The sequence below is a fragment of the Achromobacter xylosoxidans genome (genome assembly GCF_014490035.1).
In the GTDB taxonomy this organism is placed as follows: Bacteria; Pseudomonadota; Gammaproteobacteria; order Burkholderiales; family Burkholderiaceae_B; genus Achromobacter; species Achromobacter bronchisepticus_A.
The window spans coordinates 5991066-6013837 of sequence record NZ_CP061008.1; the positions used below are offsets into that span (position 1 = coordinate 5991066).

The following is a 22772-nucleotide window of genomic DNA, read 5'->3' on the forward strand; positions in this document are numbered from 1 at the left end:
GCACGTTGACGCCGGGCGGCGTTTTTTTTATGCCGCGCAAATACAAAAAACCCGCAAGGCTTGGGCGCTTGCGGGTTTTTCGGTGCACGGCATTGCTGTGCGAATCCTGGCGGACAGAGGGGGATTCGAACCCCCGATACGCTTTTGACGTATACACGCTTTCCAGGCGTGCGCCTTCAACCACTCGGCCACCTGTCCTATCTGCGATTTTCGCTGCGGGCAAGCCGCTGCAGAAAATGCGAATCCGCGATTCTAGCAGATTTCGCATAACGCCGACAAGCGCACAAAGAAAAGGGGACGCTGTAAGCGTCCCCTGCCCCCGCTCAGCCGTCAGGAGGCCGACGCGGGCGGGTCCTGTTCCCGATAGGAGCTGACGGTGCCGTCCGGCTCGGTTTCCTCCAGCCGCACCCTGAAGCCCCACAACCGGGCCAGGTGCTTCATCACCTGTTCGGCGTCCTCGCCCGCCAGCGGACGGCCGCGGCTCTTCAGATGACGCAGCACCAGCGATCGATCCGAGTCGCGGTTGAACCTCACCACCTGGATGTCCGGCACCATGTTGTCGCGGTTGTGTTGCGCGGCCAGCAGGCGGCGGATGTCGCGGTAGCCTTCGTCGTCGTGGATGGCGGCGACTTCGAGCTTGGGGTTGGCCTGGTGGTCGGAGATCGCGAAGAAACGGAACTCGCGGATCAGGCGCGGCGACAGGTACTGCGAGATGAAGGACTCGTCCTTGAAGTTGCGCATGGCGAAGTCCAGCGTCTTCAGCCAGTCGCCGCCGGCGATGTCGGGGAACCAGCGCCGGTCCTCGGGCGTGGGCGCCTCGCAGATGCGGCGGATGTCGGACATCATCGCGAAGCCCAGCGCGTACGGGTTGATGCCGCCGTAGCCGCGCTCATCGAAGCCGCGCTGGCTGACCACGTTGGTGTGGCTTTGCAGGAACTCCATCATGAAGCCGTCGTTGACCAGGCCTTTTTCATGCAGCCGGTTCAGGATGGTGTAGTGCCAGAACGTGGCCCAGCCTTCGTTCATGACCTTGGTCTGGGTCTGCGGATAGAAGTACTGCGCGATCTTGCGGACGATGCGCACCAGCTCCTTCTGCCACGGCGCGAGCTTGGGCGAGTACTTCTCGATGAAATACAGCAGGTTCTCTTCGGGCTCCGGCGGGAACACCGAGGCCTCGACGTGCGTGTCCTTGTCGGCCTCAAGGCGCGGCAGGGTGCGCCAGAGGTCGTTGTACTGCAGCCGGGCGTGCTCCTGGCGTTCGGCCTGGCGCGCGGCCTCTTCCTTGTAGGAAATGGGCGTCGGGCGCTTGTAGCGGTCCACGCCGTGGTGCGAGAGCGCGTGGCAGGAGTCGAGCAAGGCTTCGACCGCATCGATGCCGTAGCGGTCCTCGCAGGACATGACGTACTTGCGCGCGAAGACAAGATAGTCCAGCACGCCGTCGGCGTCGGTCCATTGGCGGAACAGGTAATTGCCCTTGAAAAACGAGTTGTGGCCGTAACAGGCGTGGGCGATCACCAGCGCCTGCATCGTCATGGAGTTCTCTTCCATGAGATAGGAGATGCAAGGGTTGGAGTTGATGACGATCTCGTACGCCAGCCCCTGCATGCCGCGGCGGTAGAACTGCTCGTTGCGGATGAATTCCTTGCCGTACGACCAGTGCGGATAGCCAATGGGCAGACCGGCCGACGCGTAGGCGTCCAGCATCTGTTCCGAGGTGATTACCTCGATCTGGTTCGGGTAGGTGTCCAGTCCATATTCGGCGGCGACCTTGGAGATCGCGTCGTCATAGGACTGGATCAGTTCGAAGGTCCATTCGGAACCCTGGGAGATGGGCCGGGCGCTGCCGGCGGCCTCCGGTTCCACGAGCGCTCCCACGATGGCATTCATGCGGTTTCCTTTTTGAACAGGTCATGGAACACGGGGAAGATCTCGCCGCGTTCGCAGATGCGCCGCATGACGAAATGCGGCTCCAGTTTCTGTTCATATTCCGCCCACAGGCTGCTCTTGCGCGCCTCCTGCGAGTCGGGTACTTCGATGTAGGCAAAGTAGCGCGTGGCCGGCAGCAGGTGCTCGGCCAGGAAGCGCGCGCTCTTGCCCGCGTCGGCGCCGAACGAGTCGCCGTCGCTGGCCTGCGCCGCATACACGTTCCAGGCGGTCGGCGGATAGCGCTTCTCCAGGATCTCGCGCATCAGTTCCAGCGCCGACAGCACGATGGTGCCGCCGCTCTTGGGATCGTAGAAGAAGGTATGTTCGTCGACTTCCTCGGCGTTGTCGGTGTGGCGGATGAAGACCAGGTCCACGTGTTCGTACTTGCGCGACAGGAACAGGTAAAGCAGCGAAAAGAAGCGCTTGGCCAGGTCCTTCTTGTTTTCGTCCATGGAGCCCGACACGTCCATCAGGCAGAACATGACGGCGCGCGCCATGGGGATGGCCACCGACACCCGGTTGCGGTAGCGCAGGTCCAGGTCATCCAGGAACGGTACGCGGGCCAGGCGTTCGCGGCAGCCTTCGACATCCTGCTCCAGCGCCTTGATCTCGTCGGCGGGAGCGCCTGCTTCGAGCGCCTTGGCCAGGCGCTCCTCGGCATCCTCGAGATCGGCGCGCGCCTTTACGCCCAGCGACACGCGCCGCGCCAGCGAGGACTTGAGCGTGCGGCTGATGCTCAGCATGCTGGGCGAACCCGTGGTCGTGTAGCCGGCGCGTTGCCATTTCTTCTGGCTGACCTCGCCCAGCTGCGTGCGCGCCATGTGCGGCAGCTCCAGGTCCTCGAAGAACAGGTTCAGGAATTCGGCCCGCGACAGGCTGAAGGTGAACTGGTCGACCGATTCGCCTTCGCCCGGCTCGGAGCCGCCTTCCCCCTGCCCGCCCTGCGGCCGGTCGAAGGTGTCGCCCTTGGCAAACTCGCGGTTGCCAGGGTGCACGATCTCGCGGTCGCCGCCCTGGCCGTGGTGGAAGGACGGCTCGGAGATGTCGCGGGCGGGCAGGTTGATCTCCCCGCCCTGGTCCATGTCCTGGATGGAGCGGTCACGGATCATCCCGTGTACCGCCTTGCGGATCTGGTTCTTGTAACGCCGGAGAAAACGCTCCCGGTTGACGGCGCTTTTATTGCGCCCGTTAAGACGGCGATCGATGAGTGAATTCATGATTCACCTCGCTCAGGAAGACTTCCTCACACGGAGATACCACTCGCACAGCAGCCTGACCTGCTTTTCCGTGTAGCCCTTTTCGACCATGCGATCGACGAAGCTCTGATGCTTGGATTTGTCCTCGGCCGACGCCTTGGCGTTGAACGAGATCACCGGCAACAGGTCTTCGGTGTTCGAGAACATCTTCTTCTCGATCACTTCGCGCAGCTTTTCATAGCTGGTCCAGGTCGGGTTGCGGCCGTTGTTGTTGGCCCGCGCCCGCAGCACGAAGTTGACGATCTCGTTGCGGAAATCCTTCGGGTTGGCAATGCCAGCCGGCTTCTCGATCTTTTCCAGTTCGTCGTTGAGCGCGCTGCGGTCGAAGCTTTCACCCGTTTCCGGGTCGCGGAATTCCTCGTCCTGGATCCAGCAGTCGGCAAAGGTCACGTAGCGGTCGAAGATGTTCTGGCCGTATTCCGAGTACGACTCGAGGTAGGCGGTCTGGATTTCCTTGCCGATGAATTCCGCGTAGCGCGGCGCCAGGTAGCCCTTGATGAATTCAAGATAGCGCCGGCGGATTTCCTCGGGATAGTCCTCGCGGCCGATCCGCTGCTCGAGCACGTACATCAGGTGCACCGGGTTGGCGGCGACTTCGGTCTGATCGTAGTTGAAGACGCTGGACAGGATCTTGTACGCAAAACGCGTCGACACCCCGGTCATGCCTTCGTCCGTGCCGGCATAGTCCTTGTATTCCTGCAAGGCCTTGGCCTTGGGATCGACGTCCTTCAGGCTTTCGCCGTCGTAGACGCGCAGCTTCGAATAGATGCTGGAATTCTCGGGTTCCTTCAGGCGCGTCAGGACCGAGAACTGCGCCATCATGTCCAGCGTTCCCGGCGCGCACGGCGCCGTCGACAGCGAACTGTGGTGCAGCAGCTTTTCGTAGATGCGGACCTCTTCCGAGACCTGCAGGCAGTAAGGCACCTTGACGATGTAGATACGGTCGAGGAACGCCTCGTTGTGCTTGTTGTTGCGGAAGGTCTGCCATTCCGATTCGTTCGAGTGGGCCAGGATGGCGCCGTTGAACGGGATCGCGGAAAAGCCCTCGGTGCCCTTGAAGTTGCCTTCCTGGGTCGCCGTCAGCAAGGGGTGCAGCATCTTGATCGGGGCCTTGAACATCTCGACGAATTCCAGCAGCCCCTGATTGGCCAGGCACAGCCCGCCGGAGTAGCTGTAGGCGTCCGGATCATCCTGCGAGTGGCGATCGAGCATGCGGATGTCGACCTTGCCCACCAGCGACGAAATGTCCTGGTTGTTCTCGTCGCCGGGTTCGGTCTTGGCGATGGCGATCTGGCGCAGCACCGACGGGTTCAGGCGCACGACGCGGAACTTCGAAATGTCGCCGTCGAACTCCTTCAGGCGCTTCACGGCCCAGGGCGACATGATGCCGCTCAGGTAGCGCCGGGGAATGCCGTATTCCTTTTCAAGCGTGTCGCCGAAACGTTCCGGATGGAACAGTCCGAGCGGCGATTCGTTGACCGGCGAGCCCTTCAAGGCGTAGATGGGATAGGCCTCCATCAGCGACTTGAGCCGCTCCGCGATGGACGACTTGCCGCCGCCCACCGGGCCCAGCAGATAAAGGATTTGCTTGCGCTCTTCCAGTCCCTGCGCGGCATGCTTGAAGAACGCGACGATCTGTCCGATCACGTCCTCCATGCCGTAGAACTCCTGGAACGCCGGGTAGCGTCGGATGGTCCGGTTGGAAAACAAACGGGAAAGACGTGGGTCGTTGCGCGTATCCACGATTTCGGGTTCGCCTATGGCCGCCAGCATGCGTTCTGCGGGGCTGGCGTACGCCATGGGATCGCTTTTGGCGAGGTTGAGGTACTCCTCGAGAGAGAGTTCCGATTCCTGCTCTCTTGCATACTGCGACTTGAAGCCTTCGACGATGTTTTGCACGGAAACCTCCTACAACACGCGAAAAATCCAATACGTCCCTACCTGCCCCCATTGTGCCTCAGCGCTCGCGCATTACTAGACAATCTCGCGATAAGCACTGTCGGCCGGATGGTATGTTGCTTTCGCCACACATCAACCAAAGGCATGATCAGGCCCTTTCCAATTAGGCTGCACTCTTCGGATGCAAGTTCCGTCAGGGAATGCAACTTAAGTGAATAAGTTCACTCGTTCGACTTCAGCATATCGCTGTATGCGTGCGTGCATGATGCGTCCGCACATGAAATGCTCAGCAATGATTTGAAGGGAAGAGCGATGTCCCAGGGATTTTTATGATGCGGGTATAAACCCGATGCGCCCGCTGTGCGATGGCAGCGGACGGTCTGAACGGCGCATGGCGTCTTCGTTCAGCAGCGTGCAGGTTCGGTTGTGAAAAGCACCGATGACACCGCACGAGGATCCGTGGTGACGAGGGCGCGTGGCATTGCACGGTGTAGTCCATCAGTGCGTGGCGCCAAGTCATGTGCCTATGCTAAAGCCAATTGACGTTTTTGTGGCAATTCATTTAGCGCAACGCCAAAAATAGTCATGTCACGCGCTTTCAGATTTATGCAATAGACACGCGCTGCAACTGCGCTGACGTGCGCAAACTTGATGACATATCAATGGCGCCAGCGCATCGCGATTGCCTGCCGGCCGCGGATTACCGACGCCTGCGCGATTGGCAGCCGCAAGCGCAGAGTGCTAATACCCCTTGCGGCGGCGATAGAATCACGCATTCGCAACGCGCCGCGCATCTGGCGCGCATGCTTCCACCACCCGTCGTCGTCGCCGCGTCATGCCTTTCCAATCCTGGCCAGCAGCATGAAAGCCCTCGCCAAACGCTGTTGCGCAGCGCTTTGCAGCGTCTCGCTGCTGCTGCTGGCCGCTTGCGGCAAGCAGACGGATCTGCCGGGTGACGCCTATGTCTGGCAACGCGTCTGGACGCCGCCCGTCAGCCAGGCGCTGGCCGAGAGCGCCGACGTGGTGCGGGCATGGCGCGTGCTGGTGGCGGAAATGAACCCGGATGGCAGATGGTTCACTGCTGCGCCCGATCTGGCCGCACTGGCTGCGGCCAGGCGTCCCGTCGTCATGGTTTTCCGCCTGGACGGCCGCGCCGATGCGCTGCCGGCGGCGGACGTGCTTGCGCGGATCAGGGCCGCGCGTCCCGCATGGGAAAGCGCGGGCATCGTCTTGGCCGGCATCGAAATCGATTACGACTGCGCCACCTCCAAATTGCCTGCCTACGCGGCTTTTCTGGAGACCTTGAAGCATGGCCTGGGACCGGACCTGCCTTTGTCGATAACCGCGCTGCCGACCTGGCTTGGCGGGTCCGGGCTCGACGCGCTGCTGCGGATTCCCGATGAAGCCGTGTTGCAAGTCCACGCCGTGCTGAGTCCCGAACAGGGGCTGTTCAATGCCAAGCGCGCAAGCGCCTGGCTGGCGGCTTTCGCGGATCGCACCCGGCGGCCGTGGCGCGTGGCGCTGGCCACCTATGGCAGCCGCGTAAGCTGGAACGACGACGGCAGCATCGCGGCGGTCGAAAGCGAGCGCCCCGCCCTGCTGCCAGGCGGCCGCGCCAGCGAACTGGTGGCCACGCCGGCGGCCATGGCGGCCTTCATCGATGAGATCCACCGCTCCCGTCCGCGCGGATTGGCGGGGATCGTCTGGTTCCGCCTGCCCACCGCGCGCGACGAACGCGCCTGGAGCCTGGCCACCTGGCGCGCCGTGATGACGCGCCAGCCCCTGGCGCCGGCGCTGTCCGTCACGGCGCGCGCGGCCGGCGGCAGCGGCGCGCAGGACCTGATACTTGCCAACAGCGGCAACGCCGACGCGGCCCTACCCTTCGTGATCCGCTGGGAAGGCGCTTGCCGCGCGGCCGACGGCATCAATGGCTACACCCTCGAACATGATTCCGGCGGCGCCTTCCTGCGCCGCTCCCAGAATGGCCTGCTGCATGCAGGCGGCCAACGCAACATAGGCTGGATACGCTGTGAAAACGGGCCCACGAGCTTCCATGTACAACCGTAAATCGCTTGCGGCGCTGCTGCTCCTGATGGGCGGCGGCATCGTCATCGCCTGCGGGCCGGAGTTTCCCGCCCAACTGCTCGACGACCGCGCGGCCACGCTGCGCGCGACGCCGGCCAACGCTTTCGGCTATGAAACCGCGCGTCTGGTGGACGCCAGCGATGCGCTGCGGGCCCGCGAAGCCTATGAATTGCCGGACGGCAGCTACCAGCAGAACGCCCTGCCGGAAGACCGCGATCCCGCGCTCACGCCGGCGCAGCGGGCCAGCGCCCGCGCCATGCGCGCGCAGGCCGACGGCGACCGGGCCTATGCGCTGGGCGCCGATTTGCCGGCAGCGGTACGTCTTTACACCGCAGCCGCGGTTGACACGCATGCCGCCCGCGAAGCGCCGGATACCCACGGCCTGCTGGAGCAGGCGCGCGCCCGCTACCGCGCCATCCTCCAACTGCCGCCGCAGCAAGCGGCGGCGCGCAGCGTCTGGGCCGCCTATATGCTGGCGGAAATCGGGGACGAGGCAGAGTCGGCCTCTGAAGACGCCGAGGCGCAGCGGCAGGCCGCGGCGCAAGCCTATGGCCGCGTGCGACAGCTGGCGCGCGACGGCGCGCCGGACCCGCTGGGCTTGGCCGTGGCCAGTTACGGCCAGGAGGCGCGCCTGTTCCTCGCCGGGCCGCAAGGACAATGCAGCTATATGGAGTTGGTCAACGCCGAGCCTTGCATGGACGCCATTCCCGCGGCCTCGCTGAAGCATGCGCTGCGCCTCTATGCCGAACAGGCCGCGCGCGACTCCGCGAGCGGCAATGCGTCGCTGCGCATGCTGGCCGAATGGGCCTTGGAAGATCCGGCGCGCACGCGCCGCCTGATCGACGATCCTGTCGCGCAGCGCCTGTTGGTGGCGTACGCGCTGGCCAGGGTCGGCGACATCGTGGATGGCAGGCCGGACAGCGCCAGCGATCCCTACGCCGCCTACGACACGACGGGCCAGGTGGGGTTGGCCGACGCGGCGCAAGGGCACGACGTCACGCCGAATCCGGCGCTGCAATCGCTGGTTGCGGCATTGGAAAGCCAGGATCTGAAGCAGGTGCCGGATGCCGACCGCGTAGCCGCGCTGGCCTACCGCATTGGCCGCTACGAGCTGGCGCAAACGCTGGCAACGCGGCTGGACACGGCCTTGGCCTGGTGGGTGCGCGCCAAGCTGGCGCTGCGGCAAGGCGACACGGTGGCGGCAGCCCGGGCCTATGCGCAGGCGGCACGCGCGTTTCCGCGCGCCGACGGCAGCCTGGAAGCTGTCGGCGCGGCGCGCCTGCTGGGCGAGCAAGGCGTGTTGACGCTGTCGCGCGGCCAATACGTCGAGGCGCTGGATCAACTGCTGCACGCCACCGTGAAGGACGATCCGGCCAACCCGGCCGAGGGCTTCTGGCTGTCCACCCCGTACTGGAATGATGCGGCCTACGTCGCCGAGCGCGTGCTGACGACCGCCGAACTCAAAGCCTATGTGGACCGGCACGCGCCCGCCACATCGACGCCGGCGGGGTCCGCGCCGCGCGACCCGCAGAATTTCTACGACTGGACAAGACAACACCCCGTCACCGCCTCCGATCGCCTGCGCCTGCTGCTGGCGCGCCGGATGGTGCGCGAAGGTTCGATCGAGCAGGCGCTGCCCTACTTCCCGGCCGATTCGGACGCCCGCTACGCCACACTGGAAAACACCGACGGCAAGTGGGAAGTGCGGCTGCAGGAAACCCGCCGGCTCGCCGCGGAGTATGGCGCGGCCTTGCGTCGTGCCGGCAGCGCCTGGGGCCGCACCGCACGGGCACAAGCCTGGTACGAGGCTTCGCGGCTGGCGCGGCGCGACGGGATGGAAATCATGGGTTTCGAGCAGGAGCCGGATTTCGCAGTCTATGGCGGCAGCACGAGCTATGGCGCGGGGCGCAGCGCGGTCCCAGGCTGGAAGGCGTATGACGGTGATCCTGGCACGCCCGAGACGCCGGCGCTGCGGGCCGCGGCCGCGCTGCCGGGTCCGTTCGTCACCGAAGAGGAACGCCGCCGCTATGCCGCCAGCGAAGCGCAGCCCTACACCCGCTTCCACTACCGCGAGATCGCGGCCAATCATGCGCTGCGCGCGTCCGACGAGCTGCCGCGCCGCTCGCAGGCCTACGCCGCCGTGCTGTGCCAGGGCGCCCGCTACATCATCGACGATTCCCCGGAACTGGCCGCCACGATCTACCGCCGCTATATAGAACACGGCGCACGGGTCCCGTTCAGCGGCTCTTTCGGCCGCGAATGCGCCGCGCCCGATTTCCAGGCGGCTGCCTGGTTCCATTACACGCAGGCTGGAAAATCGTGGGAACGCCTGCGCCGCGACCATCCCGGCCTGCTGCTGGCGGCCGCGTTGCTGGCCCTGGCCGGCGGCGCCGCTGCGATCCTGGCCTGGCGCTACACCGCGGCGCGTACAGGGCGCCGCCGCCTCTAAGACAACTCAGGGAGCTCCACGCGCCGCGTCAGCTGATTCCAGGTGTCGGCCACCCGGGCGCGCACGCGCAGATCCGCGCCCACCGGGGCGGTCTCGATGAATTCATAGCGCCTGGCGCCGTCCAGGTGCTCCAGCATGGGCAGGCGGACCATGCCGGCGGCGTCGCCCAGCAGCACCGGCGCCAGGTACAGCAGCAACTCATCCACGCAACCCGCGGCGACCAGCGCGCCGCTCAGGCCTGCGCCGGCTTCCACGTGGACCTCGTTGAACTGTTCCTGGGCCAGCCAGCGCATCATCGCCGGCAGGTCGACCCGGCCGGGCGCCTCGCCCGGCAGCAGCACCACGCGGGCGTTCCTGGCCTGCAGGCGCGCGGCCTTGGCCGCATCTACACGAGCCGTGAAGATGATGACCTCGGCGTCATCGAACAACCGTGCGTCCTCGGGGATTTTAAAACGGCCGTCCACCACGGCCTTGCGCGGCTGGCGGGGTGTGTCCACGCCTCTGACATTGAGCTGCGGATCGTCTTTCAGCACGGTACCCATGCCGGTCAGCACCACGCAGGCGCGGGCGCGCCAGCGGTGTCCGTCGGCGCGGGCCTCGGGCCCGGTGATCCATTGCGAGACGCCGTTATGCAGCGCGCTGCGTCCGTCCAGCGAGGCGGCCATCTTCATCCACACCCACGGCAGGCCGCGGCTCATGCGCGAGATGAAACCCGCGTTGATCGCCAGCGCCTCGGCACGGCAGACGCCAGAGGTCACCGCGATGCCGGCATCGCGCAGGCGCGCCAGCCCCTGGCCGTTGACCAGCGGATTGGGATCGCCCAGGGCCACCACCACCCGCGCCGGCCTGGCCGCGAGCACGGCGTCCACGCAGGGCGGCGTACGGCCGAAATGGCTGCAGGGTTCCAGGGTGACGTAAAGCGTGGCGCCTTCCACCGATTCGCCGCGCGCCTGGACGTCGCGCAAGGCGCAGACTTCCGCGTGCGGACCGCCCGGCGGCTGCGTGGCGCCTTCACCCAGCACGCGGCCGTCGCGCACGATCACGCAGCCAACCCGGGGGTTGGGCGCGGTGGTGTACATGACGGTCTGCGCCAGCGCCAGGGCGCGCCGCATCCAGAAAATGTCGTCGTTGTCGCTGGGAATCATCATGACCAGGATTGTATGTCCGCCGCCGGGCGGGCAGGCGGTTTGGCAGCGGCTCCACGGGGCATCGGCAACCAATGTCCGTTTTAGGCCGATGGCGGTCTTTCGCCGCGCTCGCCGCCGCACCGGATTGCAGTAAAAATAGCTGCACACCCCTACAATTTGCCCTCCAGGAGCGCGGTTCATGAAACAAGCACTGATCGTCATCGACGTACAAGACTCATTCCGGCAACGTCCGTTTTGGGATGAAGCCGAGTATCCGGCGTTCGTGGAGCAGATCCAGTCCCTGATCGACGCGGCCCAGGCCCGCGACATTCCGGTGCTGCAGGTATTCCACACCAGCGTATCGAACGACCCTGCCAACCCCTTCTCGATGGCCTCCGGCCACGTCAAGACGCTCAAGGAACTGCGCATCGCCCCCACCGCCGTGTTCCACAAGACCGTGCATTCCTCGCTCTATGCCAAGGACGCGGACGGCGCCAGCCTGCAGGACTGGCTGGTGAAGCACGGCATCGAAGGCATCATCGTCAGCGGCATCCGTACTGAACAGTGCTGCGAAACCACTTCGCGCCATGCCAGTGACGCGGGCTACAAGGTGGTGTTCCCCACCGACGCCACCCTGACCTTCGCCATGCAGAGCCCGTCCGGCCAGCACTACACGCCGGCCGAGATCCGCGACCGGACCGAACTGGTGCTGCAAGGGCGTTTTGCCCGCATCGCGCGCGCGGCCGACGCGCTGGCGGCCTGACACTGGCGGGGGGCCGCATGGTTCCGGTGTATTTCGTGCTGACGCGGGGCGTGGTGCTGCTGGACGTGGCAGGCCCCGCGGAGGCCTTCCGCGTGGCCAACAAGCTGGTTCCGGGCGCCTTTGAACAGCATTTCTGCGGCCCGTCCCGGGAGGTCGAAAGCGGCCTGCCCGGCCTGCACCTGGCGCATATCCAGGCCCTGCCGGCCAGTCTGCCGCCCGAGGCCCTGGTCATCATTTCAGGCGTGGTGGGCAAACCCACGCGCCTGGACGACCCCGACTCGCGCGCCATCATCGACTGGCTGGCCGTCCGCCATCCCGCGGACGGCTTCACGCTGATGACGGTATGCGCCGGCGCCCTGTTCGCCGCCGCCGCCGGCCTGACGCGGCAGCGCGACTGCACCACCCACCACACCTGCCTGGAACAGCTGGCCAACATCGACCCGAGCGCGCGGCTGCATGACAACCGCATCTTCGTCGAGGACGGCAAGCTGGTCAGCAGCGCCGGCATCACGGCCGGCATCGACCTGGCGCTGCACATGGTGTCGCGCCATTGCGGGCCGCGCGTAGCCAGCGAAACGGCGCGCGACATGGTGGTCTACCAGCGGCGCGCCGGCACGGATTCCACGCTGTCGCCCTGGCTGGACCATCGCAGCCACATGCATCCGGGCGTGCACCGGGTGCAGGACGCGGTCATCCGCGATCCGGCGGCGCCCTGGTCGGCGCAATCGCTGGCGGACCAGGCACACACCAGCGCGCGCCATCTGACGCGGCTGTTCCGCGAACACGCAGGCTGCACGCCGATGGACTACCTATATCAGATACGCGTGGCGCTGGCGCGCGACCTGCTGCGCGATACCCGGCTGGACCTGGAGCGCGTGGCGGAAAAGTCGGGATTCGGCTCGGCGCAGCACATGCGCCGCGTGTGGCGCAAGTTCCAGCCGCTAACGCCCAGCCTGGCGCGTGCGGCTCCCACCATGCAATGACGGCGCCGCAGCGCCGTCATTTTCCAGCATCGGCTGAACCGCAGCCCTGCTAGTCCTTGCGCAGCTTGCCCGGCAACAGCGGCCCCTGCATCTCGCGGATGGCTTCGACGAATTCGCCGATGTCCTCGAAACTCTTGTAGACCGAAGCGAAGCGCACGTACGCGACCTTGTCGAGCTTGCGCAGTTCGTTCATGACGAGCTCACCGATGTGTTCGCTGGGCACTTCACGCAGTCCGCTGGCCAGCAGCTGTTCTTCGATGCGCGCGACCGCGGCGTCGACATCTTCCGTGCTGACGGGGCGCTTGCGCAGCGCCAGGCTCAGGCTGGCGCGCAGCTTGCCGGGATCGTAGTCGCTGCGGCTGCCGTTGCGCTTGACGATGGAGGGCATGGCCAGCTCCACCCGCTCATAAGTGGTGAAGCGCTTGTCACAGGACAGGCAGCGACGGCGACGGCGTATGGCGTCGCCTTCTTCGGAGACCCGGCTGTCTACGACCTGCGTTTCGGCATTGCCGCAAAATGGACACCGCATGTGTGATCCCTAAAGGCACTGAGGGGGCAATATTTGAGCATATTGTAACGAGGCGTCCAGCCGCCAGCGCCAATACGGGCTAATCCGCCCCCGTATTTTTTACCAGGACGGCGCCGGCCGCCTGAAAACAAAGGGACGGCGCCTTGCGGGGCCGTCCCTGGTAGACCGCTGCGGCCGGGCCACAGCCCGCCGCAGGGATGCTCGCTTACTTCTTGCCGTAGACCGGCAGGCGCGAGGTCAGTTCGTTGACACGGGCACGCACGGCGGCGATGTTGGCTTCGTCGCGCGGGTTGTCCAGCACGTCGGCGATCAGGTTGGCGGTCAGCTCGGCTTCCGCTTCGGTGAAGCCGCGCGTGGTCATGGCCGGCGTGCCCAGGCGGATGCCGCTGGTCACGAAAGGCTTTTCCGGATCGTTCGGGATGGCGTTCTTGTTGACCGTGATGTGGGCCTGGCCCAGCACGGCTTCCGCTTCCTTGCCCGTGATGCCCTTGGAGCGCAGGTCCACCAGCATGACGTGGCTTTCGGTGCGGCCGGAAACGATGCGCAGGCCGCGCTTGACCAGCGTGTCGGCCAGCACCTTGGCGTTCTTGACCACTTGCTGCGCGTAGTCCTTGAAGGCGGGCTCCAGCGCTTCCTTGAAAGCCACGGCCTTGCCGGCGATGACGTGCATCAGCGGACCGCCCTGGATGCCGGGGAAGATTGCCGAGTTGATGATCTTCTCGTGCTCGGCCTTCATCATGATGACGCCGCCGCGCGGGCCGCGCAGCGACTTGTGCGTGGTCGAGGTGACGAAGTCGGCGTGCGGCACCGGGTTGGGGTAGGCGCCGCCGGCGACCAGGCCGGCGTAGTGGGCGATGTCGACCATGAACAGCGCGCCGTTTTCACGGGCGATGCGGGCCATGCGCTCGAAGTCGATGTGCAGGGCATAGGCGGAGGCGCCAGCCACGATCAGCTTGGGCTTGTGCTCCTTGGCCAGTTGCTCGACCTGGTCATAGTTCAGGACTTCGTTTTCGTCCAGGCCGTAGGAGATGAAGTTGTACAGCTTGCCCGAAGCGTTGACCGACGCGCCGTGCGTCAGGTGGCCGCCTTCGGCCAGGCTCATGCCCAGCACGGTGTCGCCCGGCTTCAGGACGGCCATGTACACGCCCTGGTTAGCTTGCGAACCCGAGTTGGGCTGCACGTTGGCGGCTTCGGCGCCGAAGATCTGCTTCAGGCGGTCGATGGCCAGCTGCTCGACCACGTCCACGTATTCGCAACCGCCGTAGTAGCGCTTGCCCGGGTAGCCTTCGGCGTACTTGTTGGTGAGCTGCGTACCCTGGGCTTCCATGACGGCCGGGCTGGCGTAGTTCTCCGAGGCGATCAGCTCGATGTGCTGTTCCTGGCGGACGTCTTCCTTCTGGATGGCGGCCCAAACGTCCGGGTCAGCCTTGGACAAGGTGAGGTTGCGGTCAAACATGACGGGGGGTTCCTGAGGCGGTAAGAGAGGAGAAAACTGCGCCCGGGTGGGTAAACCCGGAGAATGACGGATAGTTTACCCCGTCGGGCAGGATCAAATGCGCCCAAAATGCAGGGAACCCGGGCAAAATTCCCGGCATGGGCGCGAAAACCACGCCATCCTCCGCGGCCGGAAAAGCCGCCTCAATCCGACTTGAGAAACTTTCATGCAAAGCGCCACGCTCATAACCTACTCATTAGTAGCTGCGGTCAGCGTCGTCAGCCCCGGCCCGGCTACCATGCTGGCCATCCGCAACGGCGCGGCGGGCGGGCTGCGGGCCGTCCTTCCGTCCACCCTGGGCAACGTCACCGGACTGTTCCTGCTGTCGGCCGCCGCCATGCTGGGACTGGGCGTGGTGCTGCAATCGTCCGCCATGCTGTTCACACTGCTCAAGCTGGCTGGCGCGGCGTACCTGCTCTACCTCGGCCTGCGCCACCTGCTGGGCCGCTCGACCATCGCACCGCCCGCTGACGCCTCCGCGCCGGCGCCGCGCAGCGCCGGCCGGCTCTATTCGGAAGCCGCGCTCGTTGCCACGCTGAACCCCAAGCCCATCCTGTTCTTCACGGCGCTGTTCCCCCAGTTTCTTAACGCCGCCGAGCCGTTGCTGCCGCAGTTCTTCATCCTGACGGGCATCTTCACGGGCATGTCGCTGGTGTCGCTGCTGGCCTACGGCACCTTGGCTCACCGCGCCCGGCGCCTGCTGCGCCAGCCCCGCATCGTCACCTGGATCAACCGCCTGGTCGGCGCCATCTTCATCACTTTTGGATTGGCGCTGCTGCGGCTCAAGCGCGCAATGGGCTGAGGAAATAGAAAAAGGCCGCAGTCGCAAGACTGCGGCCTTTCGGCGGCGCGGCGGATCAGGCCGAGGTGGCGCCGATCTGCTTGGGAGCCAGTTTCGGATTGAGCGTATAGGTGCCGGTCAGCGACGCCTGCGCCAGCACATGCTTCTGGATCGCGCGCAGCGCGTCCTCGCCGGTGAAGGAGCCCTGCAGGTTCAGCGTGGGCACGTCCAGCGCATACAGGGTGAAGACGTAGCGGTGCGGGATGGCGTCGTTCCAGGGCGGGCACGGACCGTCATAGCCGAAGTAGTCGCCGCTCATGTCGTGGTCGTTGGCGAACCAGGACGAGTACGAGTTGATGCCCTGGCGCGCATCCATCGGCGCCAACGGGCCGCCCTTGCCGCGCGGCGTGATGCCGCTGGAGAAGGTGCCTTCCTCGATGTCGCGCAGATCGGCCGGCAGATCGACCAGCACCCAGTGGAAGAAGTCCACGCGGGGCAGGCTGGCCGGCACCTCGCGGCCTTCCTGGTTGACGTCGTCGGGCTCGGAGGGCACATCGGGGTCATGGCAGATCAAGGCAAACGACTGCGTGCCCGCCGGAACTTCGTCCCAGGAAAACTGCGGGTTGAAGTTGTCTGCCAGCGCGACGTGCGATTGCGCATCGATCCTGCCGAAGGCATAGCGTTCGGGAATCGACTCGTTATCGGAAAAGGACAAACTCGAAAGTTTCATGTCGTGCTCCTTGATGTGCCGCAAAGGCCCCACTGCCCCTGTCTGTACCCTCAGCGTATCAAAACTTCGCAATCATGGGTTCAAGTTAACACGCGCAAATTTGCGCTTGCCCACCTGAACGACGTAAGTCCCCGCCGGCAATTGCAACGATTTGTCTTCCACGCGATCGCCGTTGACGCGCACGCCGCCCTGCTCCACGTTGCGCTGCGCTTCCGAGCCGGAAGCCACCAGGCCGGCCTCGCGCAGCAGCTTGAGAATGCCCACCGGCGCGCCGCCAATGTTCACTTCGGGAATGTCGTCGGGGATGGCGCCGTCGCGGAACCGGGCTTCGAACGAAGCCAGCGCTTCGTCCGCGGCCTTGGCGGAATGGAAGCGCGCGATGATTTCCTGGGCCAGCATGACCTTGGCGTCGCGCGGATTGCGGCCGCCGTCGATCTCCTGCTTGAGCGCGGCGATGTCTTCCAGCGAGCGGAACGACAGCAGCTCGAAGTAGCGCCACATCAGCGTGTCGGAAATCGACATGAGCTTGCCGAACATAGAATCGGGCGACTCCGAAATGCCGATGTAGTTGCCCTTGGACTTGGACATCTTCTCTACGCCATCCGTCCCGACCAGCAGCGGCATCGTCAAGATGCACTGCGGCTCCTGGCCATACTCCTTCTGCAGCTCGCGTCCAACCAGCAGGTTGAACTTCTGATCGGTGCCCCCCAGCTCCAGATCGGACTTCAGCGCCACCGAGTCGTAGCCCTGCATCAGCGGATACAGGAATTCATGCACCGAGATCGGGATGCCGCCCTTGAAGCGCTTGGTGAAATCCTCACGCTCCATCATGCGCGCGACCGTGTAGCGCGACGCGAGCTGGATCATGCCGCGCGCGCCTAGCGGATCGCACCATTCGGAGTTGTAGCGGATCTCGGTGCGGGCCGGATCCAGCACCAGGCTGGCTTGCGCGTAGTAGGTCTTGGCGTTGGCCTCGATCTGCTCGCGCGTGAGCGGCGGGCGGGTGTTGTTGCGGCCGCTGGGATCGCCGATGGTGGAGGTGAAGTCGCCGATCAGGAAGATGACGTTGTGGCCCATGTCCTGCAGCTGGCGCATCTTGTTCAGCACCACCGTGTGGCCCAGGTGGATGTCCGGCGCGGTCGGATCCAGCCCCAATTTGATGCGCAGGGGCACGCCCGTGGCGCGGCTCCTGGCAAGCTTGCGGGCGAATTCGGACTCGACCAGCAACTCATCGCAGCCGCGCTTCGCTATACGCAGATCTGCTTCGACTTCGGGGGTAATCGGGGCTTCTGAGGGTGACATGGCAGGGGGACCAACTCGGCTTCAGCCGATAAAAAGGTGTAAAAAGTGACGAAAACTATCGAAAATTCTAGCCGAATCAGCTAGGATACCGCCCTAATCATACGCAATTGCCATATATACGCAGTTGTGGTCCGGTTTACACCCCGCTGTTCACAAGATGCGCCCCGCGCCAGCCCTTGCCCCGAAATGTGCGCGCGAGGGCCGTTCGTGTCACGCACCCTGCGAGCTCAAGCCACCTGAGAGGGTATCTTCACGATGAATCGTGGCCTCCACGAACTGGCGAGTAGCATCAAACGCAAAGTTGCTGCCGTGTTTGCGCCCGTCAAGCCCAAGCCTCAGCGCTCGGGACTTTTCCGCCGCACGCTTCTCGTCACCGCAATTGGTCTGTTCGCTGGCGCCGCCGCCCTGGGCATGGTGCAGCAACCCGACCGTACCGAACTCCCCCCTTCGCGCATCATCAGCAGCGTCCTGCCGCTAAGCGCCGAGCAAGTCGAAGTCAGCACCCCCAGCGCCGCCCCCTACATCAGCGAAACCCGGATCCGTGCCGGCGACACGCTGGCCGCGGTGCTGCAACGCCTGGAACTCGACGCGCCCAGCCTGCAGACCTTCCTGACGCACGAAGCCAGCGCCCGCAGCATCTACAAGCTGTACCCCGGCCGCTCCGTGCAGGCCGCGACGGACGAAGCCGGCAACCTGATCTGGCTGCGTTACATCCACACCCCCGGCAACGAGACGGATGGCCAGGTCGTGACGCGCATGCTGCACGTCGCGCCCGCGGGCGACAGCTACAAGGCCGAGGAAATCACCGAAAGCACCGAACGCCAGACCCGCGTCGCCGTGGGCACGATCCGTTCGTCGCTGTTCGGCGCCACCGACGCTGCCGGCATCCCGGACTCGGTCACCATGCAGATGGCCGACATCCTCAGCGCCAAGATCGACTTCCTGCGCGACCTGCGCCAGGGCGATAAATTCCGCGTGGTCTACGAAGTGCGTTCGCACGACGGCCGCTACGCTGGCGCCGGCCGCGTGCTGGCGCTGGAATTCATCAACGGCGACAAGACCTACAACGCCGTCTGGTTCAGCCCCGACGAAAAGAGCGGTTCGTACTACGACTTCGACGGCACCAGCCTGCGCGGCGCGTTCCTGCGCACCGCCCTGAAGTTCAGCCGCATCAGCTCCACCTTCGGCATGCGCATGCACCCCATCCACAAGACCTGGACGGGACACAAGGGCGTGGACTACGCGGCGCCTTCGGGCACGCCGATCCACTCCACCGCCGACGGCACCGTGGAATTCTCCGGTTGGCAGAATGGCTACGGCAACGTCGTCATCGTCAAGCACCACGGCAAGTATTCGACGCTGTACGCCCACCAGAGCCGCATCGCCGAAGGCATCACCAAGGGTTCGAAGATCTCGCAGGGCCAGTTGCTGGGCTATGTCGGCGCCACCGGCTGGGCCACCGGCCCGCACCTGCACTACGAATTCCGCGTGGACAACCAGCCGATCGATCCGCTGTCGGTGGACCTGCCGGTCGCCCGCAGCCTGGAACCCGCCGAAGTCCGCGCCTTCAATCAGGCCGTGGGACCGTACAAGGCGCAGATCCAGCTGCTGACCGAGTTCCAACAGACTCTGCCCGACGCGCTGACCAACGTGGCCAGCCGCTAAAGCCGGTCCAACGTCCCGTCAAAAGCGGCCCCGCACTTTCAGCTGCGCGGCCGCTTTTTCTTTTTCGAGGCTCCTCGTGAATCCATCCACCACTAACGCACAGCTCTATATCGGACTGATGTCGGGTACCAGCGTGGACGGCGTGGACGGCGTGCTGGTGCGCCTGGCCGATGACCAGGCGCCGGCCGTGCTCGCCAGCGCCAGCCTGCCCATGCCGGCGGACCTGCGGCGCGAACTGCTGGCCCTGAACCAATCCGGCGACGACGAGCTGGCCCGCGCAGCGCTGGCCGCCAACGCCCTCGCCCGCCTGTATGCCCAGACCGTGGCGGCCCTGTTGCAGCAAGCCGGCGTCGCGGCCGGTGACGTGACCGCCATCGGCGCCCACGGCCAGACGGTCCGGCACCGGCCCGACCTGGGCTACACCGTGCAGCTCAACGCCCCCGCCTTGCTGGCGGAACTGACCGGCATCGACGTGGTGGCGGATTTCCGCAGCCGCGACGTGGCCGCGGGCGGCCAGGGTGCGCCGCTGGTGCCGCCCTTCCATGCCGCCATTTTCGGCTCGCCGCAAGGCCGCGCCGTCCTCAACCTGGGCGGCATCGCCAACGTGACCCTGCTGGAACCGGGGCATGCGCCCCGCGGCTTCGATACTGGACCCGCCAATGTTCTGCTGGACGGCTGGTGTCAGCGCCACCTGGGCCGGCCTTATGACGCCGACGGCCGCTGGGCGGCGACCGGCCAGGTGCTGGCGCCGCTGCTGGAACAACTGCAGGCCAGTGAACCCTGGTTCGCCCTGCCCCCACCCAAATCCACCGGGCGCGACCTGTTCAACATGCAATGGCTGGACGATCGCCTGGCCGCATTCGACGGCCCCAAGCCTGCGCCGCAAGACGTGCAGGCCACGCTGCAGCGCCTGACGGCGCGCACGGTCGCCAATGCCGTCGATGCGGCCGCGGCGGGCACGCAGGAAGTCTTCGTCTGCGGCGGCGGCGCGCGCAATCCCGGCTTGATGCGCGAACTGGCGTACTGTCTGCAACGGCCGGTGCACGCCACCGATGCGCTGGGCGTGCCGGCGCAAGAAGTCGAGGCCCTGGCGTTCGCCTGGCTGGCGCAGGCCTTCGTGCAGCGCAGGCCTGCGGGCTTGCCGGCCGTCACCGGCGCGCGCGGCGCGCGCATCCTGGGCGCGCTCTATCCGGCCTGAAAGCCGCGCGCCCATGCAAAAAGCCCTTCGGCGCGCCGAAGGGCTTTTTCCTTTTTCCTGCCCGGCTGATTACACCGAGAACGAGGAACCGCAGCCGCAGGTAGTGCTGGCGTTGGGATTGCGGATGACGAACTGCGCGCCTTCCAGGTCTTCCTTGTAGTCGATCTCTGCGCCGACCAGGTACTGGAAGCTCATCGGGTCGACCAGCAGTTGCACGCCGGCCTTGTCCAGCACGGTGTCGTCATCGTTCACGACTTCGTCGAAGGTGAAGCCGTACTGGAAACCCGAACAGCCTCCGCCCTGCACGAAAACGCGCAGCTTCAGCTCAGGATTGCCTTCTTCGGCCAACAGATCCTTCACCTTGGCCGCAGCCGAGTCGGTAAAAACCAGGGGAGCAGGCGGGGCGGCCTGCAGGTCGACGGTTTCGGTCACTGCATTCATGGTTCACTCCTGGCCGGTTCGGCCATATTTCGGTGAGCGGCAACGGCGCTCGCATGGTGTCACTATAGCGCAGGGCTTGCGCAGACTCAAAGTTCGAGCTTGACGCTTCTTGACGCGCGGACGGTATCGCCCTCCAGGACGCTGACCGTCACGCTTTCGGGGACAAATCCCTCGGGTAGTGCCAGGATGCCCTGGCTGCGCTGGTATTGATCGAACTGCAGGGCCAGCGGCGAGGTCGGCGCGCTGTCGCCAGGAATGGCGACAGAGCCGGATTCGGCCTTGACCTGCATGGGCGCCAGATCCACCTTCACGGTTTCGCCCTTCAGGACGCCAGTGGCCTGGAAACGCAAAGCGCCCGAGAATGGAGAGCCGCCATTGCGGCCGCTGCGCATCAACAGGACCTTGTAGCGCAAGCCGCCGCCACTGCGGTCGATCTCGACGCCACGGATGTCCACCGATCCCTCGGGACCCGGCGGCAATAGCTGCTCATAGAACGCCAATTGATCGCGCACCCTGCCGACCTCGGCCTGGACCGTGCGCAGCTGCGTTTCCAGTTCCTGGCGCGCGGCGCGTTCGATGACCAGCTCGCCGTCGGCGGTGTCCAGCTGCCCTTGCGTGTAGCGTAGCTGCGTCGACTGTTGACGCATGGCCTCTTCCTGGACCTCGGCCTGCCGGGCGCTGATCACCACGGCATCCTGCGGCCGGTAGAGCTTGCGGGCGTAGAAGAAGCTGGCGGAACCGCCCAGCAGCACGCCGATCAGCAGGCCCACGAATACGCGCGTCAACCCGCCGGCGGAGCGAGACTGGGGCGTGGTGGAGGAATCGGCGGGCATAAAGAGCGGCGGCTTGCGGCCCTGCGGCCGCAAGCCTGCGTACATCAAGGCAGGATCGCGACCTGATCCAGGCCGGTCGATTCGGGGATGCCGAACATCAGGTTCATGTTCTGCACGGCCTGGCCGGCAGCGCCCTTGACCAGGTTGTCCTGAATCACCAGGACGATCAGTTGGTCACCATTGCCGGGACGGCTGAGCGCAATCCGCAGATTGTTGGAGGCGCGCACCGAACGGGTTTCAGGCAGGCTGCCAGCGGGCATGACGTCGACGAAGGGCTCGTCGGCGTAGCGCTGTTCAAACAGGGCCTGGAAGTCGGTATCGCGGGCTTCCGGCAGGATGCGCGCATAGATGGTGGAGAACATGCCGCGGATCATCGGCACCAGATGCGGCACGAAGGTCAGGCCGACCTTGCCGCCGGCGATCTTTTCCAGCTGCGCGACGATTTCCGGGTGGTGGCGGTGGCCAGCCACGCCGTAGGCCTTGAAGTTGTCGGAAGCTTCGGAGAAGAGCGAGCCCACTTCCGCCTTGCGGCCGGCGCCCGACACGCCCGACTTGCAGTCGGCGATCAGGGTTTGCGCATCGATCAGCTTCTTGCCGCCTTCGAGCAGCGGAGCCAGGCCCAGCAGCACGGTGGTGGGATAGCAGCCGGGGTTGCCGATGACGCGGGCCTTGGAGATGGCCTCGCGGTTCAGTTCCACCAGGCCATACTGGGACTCGGCCAGGATGTCCGGGCAGGTATGGGGAATCTTGTACCAGCGTTCGAAGGTGGGGATGTCCTGCAGGCGGAAGTCGGCGGCCAGGTCGATGACCTTGGTGCCGGCATTGATGAGTTCCTGGGCCTGGGCCATGGCCACGCCGTGGGGCGTCGCAAAGAACACGACGTCGCAATCCGTCAGCGTGGCCTTTTCCGGCGCGGAGAAAGCGATATTCACGCGGCCGCGCAGGTTCGGATACATGTCAGCCACCGGCAGCCCGTCTTCCTTGCGGGACGTGATGGCGGTCAATTCCACATTGGGATGCTGCGACAGCAAGCGCAGCAGCTCGACGCCGGTGTAACCGGTGCCGCCGACGATACCAACCTTGATGCGGGTGTTCGATGCTTGGGCCATGATGTGTGCTCTTCGTAGAACGAGGATCGATTGTATCGCTCGGGAAAGCGGGTGTTGCGGCTAAGAGCCCGAAATGGCACCGCAGTCCTTCTTTCCGACCGGAGGGAATGCGCGGAGTTCCGCGCGGGGCGCACAGCGCCGGACGGGGTCCGGCGCTGGTACAAATAGTGCGAAAAAAAGCCCGCCGAAGCGGGCTTTTTC

18 protein-coding genes and 1 tRNA gene are annotated in these 22772 nt (G+C 65.3%); 7 read left to right on the top strand and 12 right to left on the bottom strand.

Annotated elements, in window-relative coordinates; translation table 11 throughout:
• Nucleotides 1-107: 107 nt before the first annotated feature.
• The 4 genes from IAG39_RS27820 to IAG39_RS27835 form a co-directional block, all read right to left on the bottom strand.
• A tRNA-Ser gene (locus tag IAG39_RS27820) sits at nt 108-198 on the bottom strand.
• A 132-nt stretch (nt 199-330) separates the two neighbouring features.
• Nucleotides 331-1887, bottom strand: coding sequence for a SpoVR family protein (locus IAG39_RS27825; protein WP_118932560.1), 1557 nt, complete (start codon nt 1885-1887; stop codon nt 331-333).
• Nucleotides 1884-3143, bottom strand: coding sequence for a YeaH/YhbH family protein (locus IAG39_RS27830; protein ID WP_059372901.1), 1260 nt, complete (start codon nt 3141-3143; stop codon nt 1884-1886). Before IAG39_RS27830 ends, IAG39_RS27825 begins: the two co-directional genes overlap by 4 nt.
• A gap of 12 nt (nt 3144-3155) precedes the next feature.
• Nucleotides 3156-5072 (bottom strand): PrkA family serine protein kinase, encoded by a 1917-nt coding sequence (locus tag IAG39_RS27835; protein WP_410469191.1) that lies wholly within the window; start codon nt 5070-5072, stop codon nt 3156-3158.
• Nucleotides 5073-5942: 870 nt separating this feature from the next.
• On the opposite strand from IAG39_RS27835, the gene IAG39_RS27840 reads away from it, so the two are divergent.
• The gene (locus IAG39_RS27840; protein WP_118932559.1) at nt 5943-7148 is read left to right on the top strand and encodes a DUF3142 domain-containing protein; all 1206 of its coding nucleotides are present in this window, start codon (nt 5943-5945) and stop codon (nt 7146-7148) included.
• On the top strand, nt 7135-9615 hold the full coding sequence (locus IAG39_RS27845; protein WP_118932558.1) for a hypothetical protein: 2481 nt from the start codon (nt 7135-7137) through the stop codon (nt 9613-9615). The genes IAG39_RS27840 and IAG39_RS27845 overlap by 14 nt, the downstream gene beginning before the upstream one ends.
• Here the strand turns inward: IAG39_RS27845 and ribD are convergent.
• On the bottom strand, nt 9612-10727 hold the full coding sequence (gene ribD / locus IAG39_RS27850; RefSeq protein ID WP_118932594.1) for a bifunctional diaminohydroxyphosphoribosylaminopyrimidine deaminase/5-amino-6-(5-phosphoribosylamino)uracil reductase RibD: 1116 nt from the start codon (nt 10725-10727) through the stop codon (nt 9612-9614). The genes IAG39_RS27845 and ribD overlap by 4 nt on opposite strands.
• Before the next feature lie 214 nt (nt 10728-10941).
• Between ribD and IAG39_RS27855 the strand changes: the two genes are divergently transcribed.
• Both IAG39_RS27855 and IAG39_RS27860 read left to right on the top strand, forming a co-directional pair.
• The gene (locus tag IAG39_RS27855; protein WP_118932557.1) at nt 10942-11505 is read left to right on the top strand and encodes a cysteine hydrolase family protein; all 564 of its coding nucleotides are present in this window, start codon (nt 10942-10944) and stop codon (nt 11503-11505) included.
• Nucleotides 11506-11522: 17 nt separating this feature from the next.
• Nucleotides 11523-12488 (top strand): GlxA family transcriptional regulator, encoded by a 966-nt coding sequence (locus IAG39_RS27860; RefSeq protein ID WP_118932556.1) that lies wholly within the window; start codon nt 11523-11525, stop codon nt 12486-12488.
• Between the two features lie 49 nt (nt 12489-12537).
• On the opposite strand, the gene nrdR is transcribed toward IAG39_RS27860, so the two are convergent.
• Together nrdR and glyA are read right to left on the bottom strand one after the other, a co-directional pair.
• Nucleotides 12538-13017 carry a transcriptional regulator NrdR gene (nrdR, locus tag IAG39_RS27865; RefSeq protein WP_013391422.1) on the bottom strand — a complete coding sequence of 160 codons (480 nt, stop codon included), beginning with the start codon at nt 13015-13017 and terminating at the stop codon, nt 12538-12540.
• Nucleotides 13018-13222: 205 nt separating this feature from the next.
• Nucleotides 13223-14473, bottom strand: a complete 1251-nt coding sequence (glyA, locus tag IAG39_RS27870) for a serine hydroxymethyltransferase (RefSeq protein ID WP_059372890.1) — start codon at nt 14471-14473, stop codon at nt 13223-13225.
• A gap of 205 nt (nt 14474-14678) precedes the next feature.
• Here glyA and IAG39_RS27875 point away from each other — a divergent pair, with 205 nt between their 5' ends.
• Entirely contained in the window at nt 14679-15314 is a 636-nt protein-coding gene (locus IAG39_RS27875; protein ID WP_118932555.1) for a LysE family translocator, read from the top strand.
• 55 nt (nt 15315-15369) lie between these two features.
• Here IAG39_RS27875 and IAG39_RS27880 read toward each other — a convergent pair whose 3' ends face one another.
• Nucleotides 15370-16023 (bottom strand): YbhB/YbcL family Raf kinase inhibitor-like protein, encoded by a 654-nt coding sequence (locus tag IAG39_RS27880; protein ID WP_059372885.1) that lies wholly within the window; start codon nt 16021-16023, stop codon nt 15370-15372.
• A gap of 72 nt (nt 16024-16095) precedes the next feature.
• Nucleotides 16096-17325: a tyrosine--tRNA ligase gene (gene tyrS / locus IAG39_RS27885; protein WP_059372882.1), complete on the bottom strand. Its 1230-nt coding sequence runs from the start codon at nt 17323-17325 to the stop codon at nt 16096-16098.
• Between the two features lie 255 nt (nt 17326-17580).
• Here tyrS and IAG39_RS27890 point away from each other — a divergent pair, with 255 nt between their 5' ends.
• Both IAG39_RS27890 and IAG39_RS27895 read left to right on the top strand, forming a co-directional pair.
• The gene (locus tag IAG39_RS27890) at nt 17581-18990 is read left to right on the top strand and encodes a M23 family metallopeptidase (RefSeq protein ID WP_059372880.1); all 1410 of its coding nucleotides are present in this window, start codon (nt 17581-17583) and stop codon (nt 18988-18990) included.
• A gap of 76 nt (nt 18991-19066) precedes the next feature.
• Nucleotides 19067-20188 carry an anhydro-N-acetylmuramic acid kinase gene (locus tag IAG39_RS27895; protein WP_118932554.1) on the top strand — a complete coding sequence of 374 codons (1122 nt, stop codon included), beginning with the start codon at nt 19067-19069 and terminating at the stop codon, nt 20186-20188.
• A gap of 69 nt (nt 20189-20257) precedes the next feature.
• Here the strand turns inward: IAG39_RS27895 and erpA are convergent, their stop codons facing one another.
• The 3 genes from erpA to argC form a co-directional block, all read right to left on the bottom strand.
• On the bottom strand, nt 20258-20629 hold the full coding sequence (gene erpA, locus IAG39_RS27900; RefSeq protein WP_013391415.1) for an iron-sulfur cluster insertion protein ErpA: 372 nt from the start codon (nt 20627-20629) through the stop codon (nt 20258-20260).
• Nucleotides 20630-20715: 86 nt separating this feature from the next.
• Nucleotides 20716-21462 (bottom strand): DUF6776 family protein, encoded by a 747-nt coding sequence (locus tag IAG39_RS27905; protein WP_118932593.1) that lies wholly within the window; start codon nt 21460-21462, stop codon nt 20716-20718.
• Between the two features lie 44 nt (nt 21463-21506).
• The gene (gene argC / locus IAG39_RS27910) at nt 21507-22571 is read right to left on the bottom strand and encodes an N-acetyl-gamma-glutamyl-phosphate reductase (RefSeq protein ID WP_054458385.1); all 1065 of its coding nucleotides are present in this window, start codon (nt 22569-22571) and stop codon (nt 21507-21509) included.
• Nucleotides 22572-22772: the final 201 nt, after the last annotated feature.

Excerpts from the sequence above, each read along its gene's own strand:
- IAG39_RS27880 (WP_059372885.1), bottom strand. The coding sequence starts at position 16,023 with ATGAAACTTTCGAGTTTGTCCTTTTCCGATAACGAGTCGATTCCCGAA.
- argC (WP_054458385.1), bottom strand. The coding sequence starts at position 22,571 with ATGGCCCAAGCATCGAACACCCGCATCAAGGTTGGTATCGTCGGCGGC.
- IAG39_RS27840 (WP_118932559.1), top strand. The coding sequence starts at position 5,943 with ATGAAAGCCCTCGCCAAACGCTGTTGCGCAGCGCTTTGCAGCGTCTCG.
- glyA (WP_059372890.1), bottom strand. The coding sequence starts at position 14,473 with ATGTTTGACCGCAACCTCACCTTGTCCAAGGCTGACCCGGACGTTTGG.
- erpA (WP_013391415.1), bottom strand. The coding sequence starts at position 20,629 with ATGAATGCAGTGACCGAAACCGTCGACCTGCAGGCCGCCCCGCCTGCT.
- IAG39_RS27875 (WP_118932555.1), top strand. The coding sequence starts at position 14,679 with ATGCAAAGCGCCACGCTCATAACCTACTCATTAGTAGCTGCGGTCAGC.
- IAG39_RS27845 (WP_118932558.1), top strand. The coding sequence starts at position 7,135 with ATGTACAACCGTAAATCGCTTGCGGCGCTGCTGCTCCTGATGGGCGGC.
- ribD (WP_118932594.1), bottom strand. The coding sequence starts at position 10,727 with ATGCGGCGCGCCCTGGCGCTGGCGCAGACCGTCATGTACACCACCGCG.
- tyrS (WP_059372882.1), bottom strand. The coding sequence starts at position 17,325 with ATGTCACCCTCAGAAGCCCCGATTACCCCCGAAGTCGAAGCAGATCTG.
- IAG39_RS27890 (WP_059372880.1), top strand. The coding sequence starts at position 17,581 with ATGAATCGTGGCCTCCACGAACTGGCGAGTAGCATCAAACGCAAAGTT.
- IAG39_RS27855 (WP_118932557.1), top strand. The coding sequence starts at position 10,942 with ATGAAACAAGCACTGATCGTCATCGACGTACAAGACTCATTCCGGCAA.
- IAG39_RS27830 (WP_059372901.1), bottom strand. The coding sequence starts at position 3,143 with ATGAATTCACTCATCGATCGCCGTCTTAACGGGCGCAATAAAAGCGCC.
- IAG39_RS27860 (WP_118932556.1), top strand. The coding sequence starts at position 11,523 with ATGGTTCCGGTGTATTTCGTGCTGACGCGGGGCGTGGTGCTGCTGGAC.
- nrdR (WP_013391422.1), bottom strand. The coding sequence starts at position 13,017 with ATGCGGTGTCCATTTTGCGGCAATGCCGAAACGCAGGTCGTAGACAGC.
- IAG39_RS27905 (WP_118932593.1), bottom strand. The coding sequence starts at position 21,462 with ATGCCCGCCGATTCCTCCACCACGCCCCAGTCTCGCTCCGCCGGCGGG.
- IAG39_RS27825 (WP_118932560.1), bottom strand. The coding sequence starts at position 1,887 with ATGAATGCCATCGTGGGAGCGCTCGTGGAACCGGAGGCCGCCGGCAGC.